Here is a 14,421-nt window from a genome sequence, read left to right on the forward strand (position 1 = left end):
CCGCTCACCAGATCACCGCCAGGGCGATGAGGAGGCCGGTCAGGGCGTAGAAGCCGTAAGCCAGGTAGCGGTGGACGCTGCCGTCGGCCAGGCGGGTCGCCGCGTGCCCGGCGGCAGCGGCGGCGGCGAGGATCGGGGCGTAGAGCCGCCGCTCGATACGGTCGGGGATCCGGGCACGGAAGCTGATGCTCTCCACCAGGTACGCCGACTCCCTGGTATGGGTGACGTCCAGGTCGCTCTCGGGCTCCAGCACGTCATCGAAGACCCGCTGAAGCGGCTCGGCGAAGGAGGTGGCGGTGTACTCCATGCGCGGCGACATGGGACCGGCGCCACAGTCCCAGAGGCGAGCGGCCCGCCTGGCCCTGCGCCTCGCCGTCACGCGGACCGCGCCGAGCAGGACGGCGACGGCGGCCGCGAGGGCCACCGCGATCAGCAGCGGCGACATCGTCCCGGCGTACTCGGTGAGGCGCAGCGTCACCTGTCCGCCGACCGCGGCGGCGCCGGGCGTCCCCGGGAGCAGGGCGGCGGCGAGGTGCGAGAGGGACGGCAGGACGAGGGCGGGTGCGAGGGCGAGGACGGCGCAGGCGGCCGCCGCCAGGGCCATCCCGCCGAGCATCGCGGGCGGGCTCTCGCTCGCCCGCTCGGCGCCCCGGGTGCGCGGGCGGGCCAGGAAGCCCACGCCGAAGGCCTTCACGAAGGTGGCGATCGCCAGCCCGGCCGACAGCGCGATCACCGCCACGGCCGCCGGCATCGTCACCGCGCCCGCGACGCCCGACGTCGGCAGGGCGTGGATGAGGCTCTGGAGCAGCAGCCACTCGCTGACGAACCCGTTGCCGGGCGGCAGCGCGGAGGCGGCCAGCGCCCCGACGGCGAACAGGGCGGTGGTGCAGGGCATGCGGGCGCGCAGGCCGCCGAGCGCGTCCAGGTCGCGCGTGCCGGTGGCGTGCAGCACCGAGCCGGCGGCGAGGAACAGCAGGGTCTTGAACGCGGCGTGGTTGACCACGTGCAGCAGGGCGGCGGCCAGCGCCAGACCGGCGAGCACCCGGTCGCCGCCGGCGGCGAGGAACCCCGCGGCGCCGACGCCGATCAGCACCAGGCCCATGTTCTCGGTCGTCGAGTGGCCGAGCAGCCGTTTGAGGTCGGAGGCGACCGCCGCCTGCAGGATGCCGAACAGCGCCGACAGCGCGCCGGCGCCGAGCACGATCAGCCACCACCAGGCCGGGCCGCCGTGCAGCAGGTCCAGGCCGACGCGCAGGATGCCGTACACGCCCAGGTTGACCATGGCCGCGCTCATCAGCGCCGACACCTGGCTCGGCGCCTCGGGGTGGGCGCGGGCCAGCCAGACGTGCAGCGGCGCGATGCCGGCCTTGGAGGCGAAGCCGGCGAAGGTCACCAGGAACACCGCGCCGCGGGCCGCCGGGGACAGGTGGGCGGCGCGCAACTGGTCGAAGGAGTCGCCGCCGGCCAGCGCCGCGAAGCCGGCCAGCCCGGCGAGGATCGCCGCGAAGCCCAGGTGGGTCATGACGGCGTACCACTGCGCGGCCTCTCCGACGGCGGCGCGGCGGCGGTGCTCGGCGAGCACCAGCAGCAGCGAGGTGAGGGCCATCAGCTCCCAGGCGACCAGCAGCGTGCTCACGCTCGCGGCGGCGGGGACGAGCAGCATGGAGGCCACGAACAGCGGCAGGCCGGCCTGCACGGCGCGGCCGTCCAGTCCGTGCCGGGCGTAGGCGACGCCGTACACGGCGGCGCACACCGCGACCGCGCCCGTCACCGCGACGAACATGCCGCCCAGCGGGTCCAGGGCCAGCCGGACCCCGGCCAGGGGAAGCACGCCGGGCAGCCACGCCGACCAGCCCTGCCCGCCCAGCGTCGCCACGCCGGCCCCGGCCGCGGCCAGACCCGCGACGGCGGTCACGACCCCGGTCAGGAACGGCCGGAGGCGGCGGGGGGCGAGCGCCGCGAGAACGGCGGCGGCCAGGCAGAGCCCGAGCGCCACGGTGAACAGCACCCCCGTGGCGCCGATAGTGGTGTTCACCGGCCGGTCAGCCCGCGCAGCGCTTCGACGATGGCTTCGGGCCGCGGCGGACAACCGGGCACCTCGACGTCCACGGGGAGAACGTCCTTGACCGCGCCGGCGACGCCGTACGCCCCGGCGAACGCGCCGCAGTCGCGCGCGCAGTCGCCGAGGGCGATGACCAGGCGGGGCTCGGGCACGGCCTCGTGGGTGCGGCGCAGGGCGACCTCCATGTTGCGGGTCACCGGGCCGGTCACCAGCAGTGCGTCGGCGTGCCGGGGCGAGGCGACCAGGCGCGCCCCATAGCGCTCGGCGTCGTACACCGGCCCGAACGCCGAGGCGATCTCGATCTCGCAGCCGTTGCACGACCCGGCGTCGACGTGCCGGATCTGCACCGACCCGCCGAGCTCGGCGGCGGCCGGCAGGACGTCGCCGCGGGCGCGCTCGGGCGCGGGCTCGGCCACGCGGCCGGTCTTTCTGATCTTCCGCCACAGACTGATCACGACGTGCTGACACCTCGGCACCTGGAAACGTATGTGGGACGCCCGCCGACCATCGCGGGCGACGGCCCGTTCGGCGAGCCGGTCGAGACCGTCCGATCTCGGTCGGCGGCCGTCGTGGCCGCGGGGACGCGGCCACGCCTCCTTCGCCGCCTCACGTGAGCCGCTCCGGCCTCGTCTCGCGCAACTCGGCCAGCAGCTCCCCCTGACCTGCGATCACATCGGTGAGGATGCGCCGCGCCGCACGGAGAAGCTCGGCCACGTCGGCGCTGCCGAGGGCGTACACGACGGTGGAACCCTCACGGGTGGCCGAGACGATACCGGCCCGCCTCAGCACCGCGAGCTGCTGGGACAGACCCGGGGCCCCAACATCTGTGGCCGCCAGCAGGTCGCGTACGGCGAGCGGCCCGTCCTGCAGCAGTTCGAGCACCCGGATGCGCACTGGATGTCCAAGCGTGCGAAAGAAGTCGGCCTTGGCCTGGTACAGCGGAACCGGCACGCTCACCCCTCCCCGGCCGGCGGCCGGAGGGCGGGCTCGGCCTGGAATGCCCCCTCGCCCTTCGGCCCCGCGCCGGATCCGGCGCCCACGACGGGCTCGCGATCGACGGTGACGCCGTGCTCGCGGGCCAGGCGCACCATCTCTTCCAGATCGGCGGAGTACGCCTGCACGGCGTACTCGTCTCCGGACGCCAGGGCGGCACGGAGTCTCTCGCGCGACTCTCGCACTCTGCGCCGCACACCACCCGCGAAGTCGCCCATGCCGTCCCCTCCGCCCAGAGCACTCCCACGCTTACACAGGTGACAATATGGTCAATTGCAAAATTTAGCAACTGCCACGACTGCTACCGCCATCAGCGGAAGATCGGCGGAGACCAGCGCGATCCGCCGCGCCCGCTTCTCTGAGCGGACGCGGCGGGGCGAGCGGAAGCCGTCTAAGCGATGGAACCGGTCCAGTAGGCGGCGGCCTTCTTGTACACGCCGTACAACTCGCCGTCGAAGTACGGTGAGATGCCGGTGTCGTACCGGCCGTCGCCGTCGGTGTCGGAGACGCTGATCGTGATGCCGTTGAGGTAGCCCGTACGACTGTCGCCGTCGTACCGGGTCAGCCACGAGGCCCCGAGAGAACCCTCACCGGTGAACGGCGAGTCCACGCCGACGGGCCGGTCCATGCGGAGGGGCGTGACCCGCGTCGCGAACGTCGACCCGGTCGACCGTTCGAGGGTCTCCCCCGTGTAGGGCTCACTGCCGTCGGGGTGCGGGCCGGCGGGATAGCCGAGGACGTCGGCCGTGGGCGCGAGCGGCTGGTTGATCGCGATTCCCTGGCCGCCGACGTTCTGCCCTAGCTTCCCGACATCGGTCAGCACGTCCGGCGACGCGGGAACGACCCCGTTGTACACGTTGACGAAGGCGTAGTCCCGGTCGTGGTCGCGAATGTCGTCGAAGTCGTAGTGCGTGTAGGCCTGTTTTCCGACGTAGAGGCCGAACGGCAGCGTGCCGCCTGCGTAGGCGGGGACGAAGACCCACTTGAAGAGCGGGCCCATCGGGGCCTCGACGTCCAGCACGCAGTGACCCGCGGTCGCGACGACGTTCCAGAGCTTCGAGCGCACGACCGTGCCCGTGCACCAGTGGGGTCGCAGGTCGCTGCCGATGAAGAACACCTTGCCCGACGTCGCCGGCATCCCGCCCTCCTCGGGCGAGACCGGCCCCTCCAGCGGCGGGATGGACGCCGGAGCGCCGTCCGGGACGATGTCCGTGATCAGGCGTTCCCCGCCGACCTCCGTCCGCACGTCGTAGGGCGTGGCGTTCCTCAGATTGGCGGCCCCGTCGGCGAGCCAGAAGCCCGCGACCTGCTGGGCCGCCGTCACCGTGGGAGCCAGTGGAACCATCAGCGGGCCCGCGGCCCGTGCCGGTCCGGCGACGACGGTGGAACCCAACACGCTCAACCCGACACCCAACGCGATCAGCGCACGCCTCAAGCTCGATCTCCCGTCCAGTCATCGGGGCGTCTTCGCGCCCCGTCAGCGCGGAGAACCGGCCGATCGACCCGGCCGGCGAACAGCAAGATCGTAACCTCGGCCCGGGCCCCGACTCCATGAGTTTTAGATCACATGTTCGAAACGAGAGAGTGTGAGCGACAACGGACGCGGGCTTCCGCGATCAGCGGCACACCGCCTGAAATCCCACTTCTGGTACGTACTGCGCCCACTCCGACGGAGTGAGCGAACGAGCGGCGATCGCGCACACGGCCTGGTGGAGATCGTCCGGGATTCCCACGTCCCACAGGTTCACAGCGCCGTCGATACTCCCCACGGCCAGTGTCCGCCCATCTGGGCCGAAGGCCACCGAGGAGCGGCCGAGAGGGTTGACCACGAGTGGGGCGCCGATCGGGGTACGGGTCGCCACATCCCACAACCGGACGACGCCGTCGGCGCCGCCCGTGGCGAGAATCCGCCCGGCGCCGAAGGACATGGAGCCGACCTCACCGGTGTGACCGGCGAGCGGCGCCCCGATCGACCGGTTCGTCCCCACCTCCCACAACCGGACGGTGCCGTCCTTACCTCCGGTGACCAGCGACCGCCCGTCCGGGCTGAAGGCCACCGAGGAGACGCCGCCCGCATGGCCCTGGAGCGGGGCGCCGATCTGGGAGCGGGTCCGAACGTCCCAGAGCCGTGCCGTTCCGTCATCGCTGCCGGTGGCCAGTACCCGCCCGTCCGTGCTGAAGGCCACCGCGTTGACCGCGCCGGTGTGACCGGCCAGCGGCGCTCCGATCGGCCCGCGGGTCGCCACATTCCACAGCCTCACCATGCCGTCGACACCGCCGGCGGCGGCCAGAGTACGGCCATCGCGGCTGAAGACCAGTGCGGAGACCGGCTCGGGATGGCCGGCGAGCGGCCCGCCGACCAGTGAACGGGTGGCCACGTCCCAGAGCAGCACGATGCCGTCGGCATCGCCGCCGCCGCCTCCCGTGGCCAGTGTCCGCCCGTCCACGCCGAACGCCACCGAGACCGGCCCGTGCGCGTGCCCCGCGACCGGAGCGCCGAGCGCGGCGCGGTCCGCCACGTCCCACAGCTGCGCCATGCCGTCGTCGCCGCCTGTGGCCAGCATCCGCCCGCCAGGGTGGAAGGCCACCGACGTGACACCACCGGTATGGCCGGCGAGGGGCGGGCCGAACGGTACGCGGGTGGTCACCTGCCACAGGCGAGCGGTTCCGTCACGGCCGGCGCTGGCCAGCATCCGCCCGTCCGGGCTGAAGGTCAGCGAGGTGACACCCCCTGAGTGGCCGCTGAATGAGGCGCCGACCTGACGGCGGGTCACGGTATCCCACAACCGCACCGTGCCGTCGTCGCCGCCGCCGGTGGCCAGCGTCCGTCCGTCCGGGCTGAACGCCACCAGGACCGGTCCGCTCGTGTGACCTGTGATGGGCGCCCCGATTGGGGTGCGAGTACTGACCTGCCACAGCCGCGTCGTGCCATCACGGCTGCCGCCGGTGGCGAGCGTCCGGCCGTCCTCGCTGAACGCGACCGACGAGATACCCCCCGAGTGGTCGGTGAACGAGGCGCCGGCCGGACGGCGGGTCGCTATATTCCACAACCGCACTTTCCCGTCCCAGCCGCCGGCCGCGAGCATCAGCCCGTCGGGGCTGAAGGCCACCGATCTGATCCAGCGGACGTCACCGTCGAGGAGCCGACCGGCGACGGTGCGCGATGCCACGTCCCACAGGCGAACGGTCCTGTCGAAACCGCCCGCGGCCAGCGTCCGCCCGTCCGGACTGAACGCCACCGACGAAACGCCTCCGGGGTGACCGGCGAGTGGGGCGCCGGCCGGTCGGCTCGTCGCCACCTCCCACAGGCGCACCGTGCCGTCGCCGCCGCCGGTGGCCAGCGTCCGCCCGTCCGGACTGAACGCCAGCGAGGAGACCCGCAGGTGCCCGGTCAGCCGCTCGCCGATCGGTGTACGGGTGGCGACGTTCCACAGCTGCGCGGTGCCGTCAAGGCTGCCGGTGGCCAGCGTCCGCCCATCCGGACTGAACGCCACCATGTGCGCCGAACCTGTGGCGCCGCTCAGGACGGCGCGTTGCGGGTTGCGGAGGACGGCGAGCATGGCGGCGCGAGCCTCGGCGGTCGGGCTGACGCGCCAGGCCGCGGCGGACATCAGTGCTGACAGGGCCGGGTCGGCGAGCAGTCCGCTCTGCGTGGCCAACCGGCGGGAGACGGCGACATCGCGCTGGCGTGAGATGTCGAACCAGGCCCTGACCGCGACCACCGTCGCCGTCAGAGCGAAGACCAGCAGAGTGGTCAAGGCGACCGACCATGCCCGGCGCAGCCTGACGGCGCGGGCGTGCGCGTGGATGCCGGCGTCCAGGAACTCCTGGGTGGTCTCCCGCAGGGCCGGGTAGCGATCGGGAGCGGCCTGCCAGCGGCTCCGGGCGTGCAGAATCGCTGTCAGACGTTCGCCTCGGTAGAGGAATGACGCGGGGCGCCTGTCGCGGGCCCACTCCTCGGCGTCGTCCAGCAGCCGGTCGTACAGCCCGCGGTCGGCCGGGTCCTCCTCCAGCCACCCCCGCAGCCGGGGCCAGGCGTACAGGAGAGAGTCATGGCTGATCTCCGCGGTCCGCTCCCCGACCACGATCAGGCGCCGTGCGGCGAACGCCTCCACCACCTCGTCCAACTCGGCCCGCCGGGGCGGTTCGGCCGCGGCCGAGGGCGCCGAATCCTCCGGCCGTCCTGCGCAGGACGCCGGGATCTCGGCACGTCCCTCGGAGGCCGCCGAGACCTCGAATCGTTGCGCGGAGGACCCCAGGGCCACGAGGCGCCGCCCGAGCGCACCACGCCGACCGGCGGGAGTGTGAGAGGTGGCCGCGTCGGCCGTGCGGCGCGAGCCGGCCTCACCTGCCGGGCGCCGCTGGTAGGGCATGGGACGGCGGACGGCCCGCCCGTCGGCGGTGAGCTTGGTCAGCCGGTGGAACAACTCCCGCGCGAGTTCCCGCTGATGGACCGGCAGGGCGCTGTACACGGCCTCGGCGCTGGTCTGGACGGCGTGCGCCACCCCGCCGGACAGGGCGTAGCTGCGGCTGGTCAGCCGGTCTCCCTCACGGTGCTCCCAGGTGACCCGCATCGCCTCCGAGAGCAGCGGCAGCGCCCCCACCTCTTTCCAGCCTTCACCGGCCGAGGAAGGCATGTCGCCGAGGATCGCCTCGACCAGCGCCGGGGAGATGCGCAACCCCGCCCGCTCGGCGGGACCGGTGACGGCCAGCCTCAGCTCGGACTCGTTCATCGGCCCGACCAGGAACAGGCCGTCCTTCACGGCGCCGGCGAGCTCGGGGTAGGCCGCGCACGAGGCCAGGAAGTCGCTGCGCACGACCGCGATCACCAGCGCGGCCGGCTCGCCGTCGGGGCCGCAGGGCCGCGTGGCCGCCGCGTGCAGCGCCGCGACGAACCCCGCGCGCTGCGCCTGCGCCGGCCCACCGGCTCCGCCGTGATCGCCGCCGGCCGGGACGACGAGGTCGGGATCGTCATCGTCGGGCAGCGTGAAGATCCGCTCCAACTGGTCCACGACCAGGACCAGCCGCCCACCGGCGCCGTCCGCCGCCGCGCCGGGCGAGGGACGGGCATGGGCGACCACGGCGTCCCGCACGGCCGTGTGCGCCCGCTGCGGCGTGGTCTCCAGCAGGTGCCGGACGAAGGCGGGATCGGCTCCGGCGAGGACGGCCAGCGCGCGCGCCAGTTCGTCGCGCGGCGCGGCGGTGGGGTGCACGACCAGCACCGGCCAGCGGGCCGACTCCGCGCTCAGGTCGCCCCTGGCCAGCGCCGTCAGCAGCCCGGCGTGCACCAGTGAGGACTTGCCGGCCCCCGACGCGCCGGCGACCAGCAGGATCCCCGGGCGGTCCAGCCGCTCGGCGACCGTGTCCACCAGTTGCGCGGTCGCCTTCTCCCGCCCGTAGAACACCGCGGCCTGATCGCCCCCGAACGCCGCCAACCCTGGATACGGACACCGCCCCGCCCACCGGTCCCGCGGCCCCCGCGCCCCGCCCCTCTGACCGGCAGCGGACTCGCTCGGCTCGTGCGTGTCACCAGGCTCCGCCGGTTTCGCGGAGCCGGCGAGGTCTCCTGCCGGGTCCGTGTCCGGCGGAGAGGCGCGGGCCTCGCGCAGCCACCGCCGCCACCATTCCTCGTCCAGCAGGCCGGCGCTCACCTGATCGGGCGGCACGCGCCGCCGGCGGCAGTGCTCGAGCAGCACCCTGATCATCATCAGGAACGCAGCTTCCGACTCGGGCAGGTGCCGTCCGCGCTTCCAGTCGCTGACCCGCCGCCCGCTCACCGGCCGCCCCCGCCCTGCGGGCCTCCGCCGATTCGTCTCGGCGACCACGCTCTTGACCGGCAGGTCCGCCGTCACATCCAGCAGTTCGGTCAGCCGCGCGGCGAATAATCGCCGCGCCGACGCCTCCTGCCCGCCCATCTCACACCTCCGTCGAACCACACTGTCCTGAGAGATCCAGAGACGTCATCGAGTCCTGCGCCCGCTACGCGGTTACTCCTACCAGGTCCGTGGGAAAGGCGCGGTCCGGTCCGGTCCGGATTTCAGTCTCGTGCCCGTGACCTGCGAAATTGCGCCACCTCGGCCGGTCGGCGGTGAAGAACGGCCCGACGATGCGTGAATCTGCGGAAGCGACAAGCCGGGGCCGCGACCGCCCGGCGGAACCGCCCTCGTCTGCCGGGCGCGCCGTCCAGGCGTTTCCGGGGGTCCTTCTTGGGGCGGCCGGCATGCTCGTCACCGGTGTCGGCGGGAACTCGACGGGCGGTTACTCCATCCGAGGCCGGCCGAGGTCGTTTTCAAAAATAGGATCGACGATCTCTCATCGTCGAGTCAGATGGAGGAGGAAATGGCAAAAAGCCTGAAGGCCTGGATCGTTCTTACCGCCGTCGCGATGTTCGCGGTGGTCGGACCCAACACGGCACCGGCCTACGCCGATTCCGTAAGCTACTTCGAGATTCATCACTCTTTCGGCTACACGACCGGCGCCATCACGTGGCACGACTACCGATCGGTCACGATTCAGGGCAAGGTTTGCGACTACGGCGGTCACGGAGGCAGGGCAGAGTTCGACTTCTACCTGGCGAACGAAACCTATTACAACTCACAAACTCGCACAGTTTCCTACGACTGCAGATCATTCCACTGGACCCAGCAAGGGCCCAGGGGGGGCATACAGCAGGTCAACATACGCTTGTGCGAGGTCAGCCGCGCGTGTGGAGCTACGTCCATCTTCTATAGATGGCTCAGCGAGTGATGCTGATCTCGTCGGTGACATGAGCGACTTGTGACGGCGCCACTCAGCCGGCGCTCGACCTGGTCGGCGGATCACGCACGAGGGTGTTGCGCCGTCCGGTTTCAGAGCCAGCCCTGGGTGCGGGCTCTTTGAACGGCTTCGATGCGGTTGCGGGTGTGGGTCTTCTGGATGGCGGTGGACAGGTAGTTGCGGACGGTGCCCTCGGACAGGTGCAGGCGCGACGCGATGTCGCCGATGGTGGAGCCGTCGGCGGCGGCGGCCAGGACGTCGCGTTCGCGGGCGGACAGCGGGTTCGGGCCGGCGCTGAGGGCGTCCGCGGCCAGGGTGAGGTCGATCACGCGCTCGCCCGCCAGCACCCGGCGGATGGCGGCGGCCAGCTCGCGGGCGGGGCTGTCCTTGACCATGAACGCGACCGCGCCGGCCTCCATCGCCCTGCGCAGGTAGCCGGGTCTGCCGAAGGTCGTGACGATCATGATGCGGCACTCCGGCACGGCGCGGACGATCTCGGCCGCGGCCGTGATGCCGTCCATCACCGGCATCTCGATGTCCAGGAGCGCTATGTCGGGCCGGGTCTCGCGGGCGAGGTCCACGGCCTCCTCGCCGGTGGAGGCCTCGCCGACCACCTCGATGTCGGGCTCCAGGCCGAGCAGGGTCGCGAGCGCCCCTCTGACCATCGCCTGATCCTCGGCCAGCACCACTCTGATCATCGGGCGCTCCCGGCGGGCCGGGCGCCGCGCGCCGGGCGCCGCTGTGCGCCGAGCGGCGGGCGGACGCTCCGGAGGCGGCGGTGGGTGCGCGTCCTTGCCGGTGCCGGATGGTGCGTCCGTGTCATGCGGGCGAGCTTACGGGGGCCGGGACGAGGACGCGCAGCCGGAAGCCGCCCTCGGGGGACGGGGCCGCGTCCAGGGTGCCGCCGGCGGCGTGGACGCGTTCGGCCAGCCCGGTCAGGCCGCTCCCCGCCTCGTACGGCGCGGCGGCGCGGCCGTCGTCGGCGATCTCCAGGCCGGCCGTCCCGTCCTGGTGGGACACGGCGATCTCGCACCGCGTGGCGCGGGCATGGCGGACGACGTTGGTCACCCCCTCGCGGACGGCCCAGCCGAACAGGCCGTCCAGGGCGTCGGGCAGCGGGGTGCCGGCCGTGCGCACCTCGACGGTCACGCCGGCCGCGTCGAGCGCGGCGCGGGCGTTGTCGATCTCCTCCGACAGCCCGCGCTGACGGTAGCCGGTGACCGCCTCGCGGACCTCCTGCAGGGCCAGCCGGGCCACCGACTCCACGTCGCGGATCTCGTCGGCGGCCCGCGGGGAGCCGGCCTCCGACAGGCGGCCGGCCAGCTCGCTCTTGAGCACGATGAGCGACAGGCTGTGGCCGAGCAGGTCGTGCAGGTCGCGGGCGATGCGCAGGCGTTCCTCGCTGGCCGCCAGCCGGGCGACCTCGCTCTGCGCCTTGTGCAGCCGGTTCACCAGCACCCGGGTGTTGCGGACGGTCATGAACAGCACGCCCAGGGTGGCGACCTGCATCAGCAGCAGGGCGATGGCGCCGGGTTCGGCCTTGGCGACCAGCCCGTCGACCAGCACGACGCCGGCCATGCCGACGATGCCGGCCAGGGCCGCGCGCATCGGCAGCCCCATGCTGATGACGACCGTGACGTAGATGGGCAGTGCCACCCAGCCCCCCCGGAAGATCAGTGGGAAGACGACGGACATCAGCACCAGGACGGACAGCAGCGGGTAGGTCCACCGGCCGGGCTCGCCGAAGTCCTTCGGGCTGAGCACGGTGGCGACGTAGCAGGCGACGAAGACCACCAGGCAGGCGACCGCCCAGTACGCGTCGGTCCCGGTGATGGCGCCGGAGGTGACGTCCGACACCGGGTAGAACAGGTAGACCATGCCGAAGGAGGTGCCGAGGAGGCGCCTCCAGCGGGACGGCTTGTCCGCCACCCCGCCGAAGCTGAACACGCTGCTCAGGCGGCTCATGGTCAGGCCCGCACCGTCGCTCTGCGGTAGGCGAGCACGGCGAGGCCGCCGAGCGCGGCCGCCCAGGCGAGGATGCCCGCCACCGACGACGTCGCGGGCGTGCCGCCGGAGACGATCGCCCAGCCGATCGAGGCGTAGTCGTAGGACGGCAGGACGTGGGCGATGGTCTGCATGGTGCCGGGAAGCATGTCGACAGGGAACCACAGGCCGCCGAGCAGCGCGAGGCCGAACATGCTGATGATCGCGATCGGTTGCGCGGTGTCCGGCCGCACCAGCGAGCCGATGATGAGGCCGAACGCGGCGAACGGGATCGTCCCCGCCCACATCATCGGGATCAGCACGGCCCACTGCTCCGCGCCCAGCGACACATGCTGGACGAGCACCGCGGCCAGCACGACGAACAGCAGCGCGGGCAGCACCAGCAGCAGCGACGCGACGAGCTTCGTCACGATGATCATCCACCCGGGCAGCGGGGTGATCTGGAGCTGGCGCAGCCACCCGCTCTGCCGCTCCTGCGCCCACGGGACGGCCGTGGACATGATGGAGGCGGCCAGGGCCCCGTAGGCGCCCATCGACACCATGAGGATCACGGCGGCGCGCGTGCCGGTCGCCTGGTCGGCCTGATCGCCGTAGAGGTTCGCGTACAGCAGGTAGAAGGCGACGGGAAACGCCACGACGAAGATGATGTAGCGCTTGTTGCGCAGCATCCGGAGGGCTTCGATCTTGATGTAGTGCGGCATGGTCAGGCCTCCGAGCGCTGGGTGAGGGTCAGGAAGGCGTCCTCCAGGTCGGCGCCGTGGATTCGCAGGTCGCGGATGTCGAGCGTGGTCTTCCGGTAAAGCGCGTCCAGGGTCGCGTCGGTGTCGGAGGTGCGCAGCGTCACTCTGCCGGACAGGATCGTGACGCCGGTGACCCCGGGCAGGGCGTCCAGGCGGGCGGCCGGCTGGCCGTCGAGGGCGAACTCCACCGAGTTGCCGCCGGCGCCGGCCTTGATCTGGGCGGCGGTGCCGTCGGCCACCACCTTGCCGCGGGCGATGACGACCACCCGGTCGGAGTTCTCGTCGGCCTCCTCCAGATAGTGGGTGGCGAACAGCACCGTACGGCCCTTGGCGGCGTAGGCGCGCATGCTCTCCCAGAAGGCGCGACGCGACTCCACGTCCATGGCGGCGGTGGGTTCGTCGAGCACCAGCAGCCGGGGCGAGCCGGCGACGGCGAGGGCGAAGCGCACCCGCTGGGACTGCCCGCCGGACAGCCGGTCGGCTCGGCGCGAGGCCAGGTCGGTGAGATCCGCCATGCGCAGCAGCTCGGGCAGCGGCAGGGGGTCAGGGTAGAGGCGGCGCACGAAGTCGACGAGTTCGCGGACGGTCAGCTCGGGGATCAGCGTCCCTTCCTGGAGCATCGCGCCGACGTCGCCCGCGGCGACCGCCTCGTCGGGCGTGCGGCCGAAGACGCGGACCTCCCCGGCGGTGGGGCGGGCCAGGCCGAGCAGCATGTTGATCGTCGTGGACTTGCCCGCCCCGTTCGGGCCGAGGAGCGCTACGGTGCGCCCGGCCTCCATGGTGAGGTCCAGGCCGTCCACGGCGCGGACCTCACCGTAGTTCTTTCGCACCCCGGCGAGGGATATGGCGTTCATGGGGACAACGTTAGGAACGAACGCCGGAGATCCTCAGTGCCGCCCGTCCGGCGTTGGCCGTGACATTTGTCAGAACGCGCACGGGCGAGGCCGCGGCCGCCGGACGGCGGGTCAGAGGCGGCAGGCGAAGATGGCGGTGACCAGGACGGCCTTGGCGCCGATCTCCCAGAGCTGGTCCATGATCTGCTGGTGCCCCTTGCGGGGGACCATGGCCCGGACGGCGACCCAGCCCTCGCGGTGCAGCGGGGACACCGTTGGCCCCTCCATGCCGGGAGTGATCGCGATGGCCTCGTCGATGCGCTCGGCCCGGATGTCGTAGTCGATCATGACGTAGTCGCGGGCGACCAGCACGCCCTGCAGCCGCCGGACGAGCTGCCTGACCCCGGGGGTCTCCTCGGCGCCGGCCTGCCTGATCAGGGCCGCCTGGGAGTGCGCGATCGGGTCGCCGAAGACCTCCAGCCCGACATTGCGCAGAGTGGTGCCGGTCTCGACGACGTCGGCGACGGCGTCGGCGACGCCGAGCCGGATGGCGGTCTCGACCGCGCCGTCGAGCTTGATCACCCGGGCGTCGACGCCGACCTCGGCCAGGTGCTTGCCGAGCAGCCCGGCGTAGGAGGTGGCGATGCGCATGCCCTGCAGGTCCTTGACCGAGGAGAACGCGCCGGGCTTGGCGGCGAAGCGGAAGGTGGAGACGCCGAAGCCGAGCGGCATGATCTCTTCGGCGGGGGCGCCGGAGTCGGCGAGCATGTCCATGCCGGTGATGCCGGCGTCCAGGGTGCCCTCGCCGACGTACACGGCGATGTCGCGCGGACGCAGGAAGAACAGCTCGCAGGAATTCTCGGGGTCGACGACCACGAGCTCCTTGGAGTCCTTGCGCGAGCGGTAGCCCGCTTCTTTCAGTATGGTCTGGGCGGCCTCGGTGAGGGCGCCCTTGTTCGGTACGGCGAGACGGAGCATGGCTTGCGCGTGGTCCCTTCGGATCGGAGAGGCGTCGGGGAAGGACGAGGTCGGT

At 72.4% G+C, this 14,421-nt stretch carries 12 protein-coding genes; 1 reads left to right on the forward strand and 11 read right to left on the reverse strand.

Annotation, left to right across the window (positions count from 1 at the left end):
• Positions 1 to 4 precede the first annotated feature (4 nt).
• From ACZ6QO_RS28585 to ACZ6QO_RS28610, 6 genes are all read right to left on the reverse strand, one after another.
• Positions 5 to 2,035 (reverse strand): proton-conducting transporter transmembrane domain-containing protein, encoded by a 2,031-nt coding sequence (locus tag ACZ6QO_RS28585; RefSeq protein WP_465854964.1) that lies wholly within the window; start codon positions 2,033 to 2,035, stop codon positions 5 to 7.
• Positions 2,032 to 2,517: an NADH-quinone oxidoreductase subunit B family protein gene (locus tag ACZ6QO_RS28590; protein ID WP_465854966.1), complete on the reverse strand. Its 486-nt coding sequence runs from the start codon at positions 2,515 to 2,517 to the stop codon at positions 2,032 to 2,034. The genes ACZ6QO_RS28585 and ACZ6QO_RS28590 overlap by 4 nt, the downstream gene beginning before the upstream one ends.
• A 151-nt stretch (positions 2,518 to 2,668) precedes the next feature.
• On the reverse strand, positions 2,669 to 3,013 hold the full coding sequence (locus ACZ6QO_RS28595; protein ID WP_465854968.1) for an ArsR/SmtB family transcription factor: 345 nt from the start codon (positions 3,011 to 3,013) through the stop codon (positions 2,669 to 2,671).
• Positions 3,014 to 3,015: 2 nt separating this feature from the next.
• Positions 3,016 to 3,273, reverse strand: coding sequence for a hypothetical protein (locus tag ACZ6QO_RS28600; protein WP_465854970.1), 258 nt, complete (start codon positions 3,271 to 3,273; stop codon positions 3,016 to 3,018).
• Between the two features lie 173 nt (positions 3,274 to 3,446).
• On the reverse strand, positions 3,447 to 4,451 hold the full coding sequence (locus ACZ6QO_RS28605) for a trypsin-like serine peptidase (RefSeq protein WP_465855163.1): 1,005 nt from the start codon (positions 4,449 to 4,451) through the stop codon (positions 3,447 to 3,449).
• 220 nt (positions 4,452 to 4,671) lie between these two features.
• Entirely contained in the window at positions 4,672 to 8,970 is a 4,299-nt protein-coding gene (locus ACZ6QO_RS28610) for an nSTAND1 domain-containing NTPase (RefSeq protein WP_465854974.1), read from the reverse strand.
• Between the two features lie 412 nt (positions 8,971 to 9,382).
• On the opposite strand from ACZ6QO_RS28610, the gene ACZ6QO_RS28615 reads away from it, so the two are divergent.
• Positions 9,383 to 9,802, forward strand: coding sequence for a hypothetical protein (locus tag ACZ6QO_RS28615; RefSeq protein WP_465854975.1), 420 nt, complete (start codon positions 9,383 to 9,385; stop codon positions 9,800 to 9,802).
• Positions 9,803 to 9,903: 101 nt separating this feature from the next.
• Here the strand turns inward: ACZ6QO_RS28615 and ACZ6QO_RS28620 are convergent, their stop codons facing one another.
• From ACZ6QO_RS28620 to hisG, 5 genes are all read right to left on the reverse strand, one after another.
• Positions 9,904 to 10,509: a response regulator gene (locus ACZ6QO_RS28620; RefSeq protein ID WP_465854977.1), complete on the reverse strand. Its 606-nt coding sequence runs from the start codon at positions 10,507 to 10,509 to the stop codon at positions 9,904 to 9,906.
• Positions 10,510 to 10,630: 121 nt separating this feature from the next.
• The gene (locus tag ACZ6QO_RS28625; RefSeq protein WP_465854979.1) at positions 10,631 to 11,776 is read right to left on the reverse strand and encodes a sensor histidine kinase; all 1,146 of its coding nucleotides are present in this window, start codon (positions 11,774 to 11,776) and stop codon (positions 10,631 to 10,633) included.
• Positions 11,777 to 11,778: 2 nt separating this feature from the next.
• Positions 11,779 to 12,516: an ABC transporter permease gene (locus ACZ6QO_RS28630; RefSeq protein WP_465854981.1), complete on the reverse strand. Its 738-nt coding sequence runs from the start codon at positions 12,514 to 12,516 to the stop codon at positions 11,779 to 11,781.
• Between the two features lie 2 nt (positions 12,517 to 12,518).
• Complete coding sequence (locus ACZ6QO_RS28635; RefSeq protein WP_465854983.1) at positions 12,519 to 13,409, reverse strand: ABC transporter ATP-binding protein; 891 nt, start codon at positions 13,407 to 13,409, stop codon at positions 12,519 to 12,521.
• A 111-nt stretch (positions 13,410 to 13,520) separates the two neighbouring features.
• On the reverse strand, positions 13,521 to 14,366 hold the full coding sequence (gene hisG, locus ACZ6QO_RS28640; RefSeq protein ID WP_465854984.1) for an ATP phosphoribosyltransferase: 846 nt from the start codon (positions 14,364 to 14,366) through the stop codon (positions 13,521 to 13,523).
• Between the last annotated feature and the right edge of the window lie 55 nt (positions 14,367 to 14,421).

It is taken from the genome of Sphaerisporangium sp. NPDC049457, assembly GCF_055586705.1.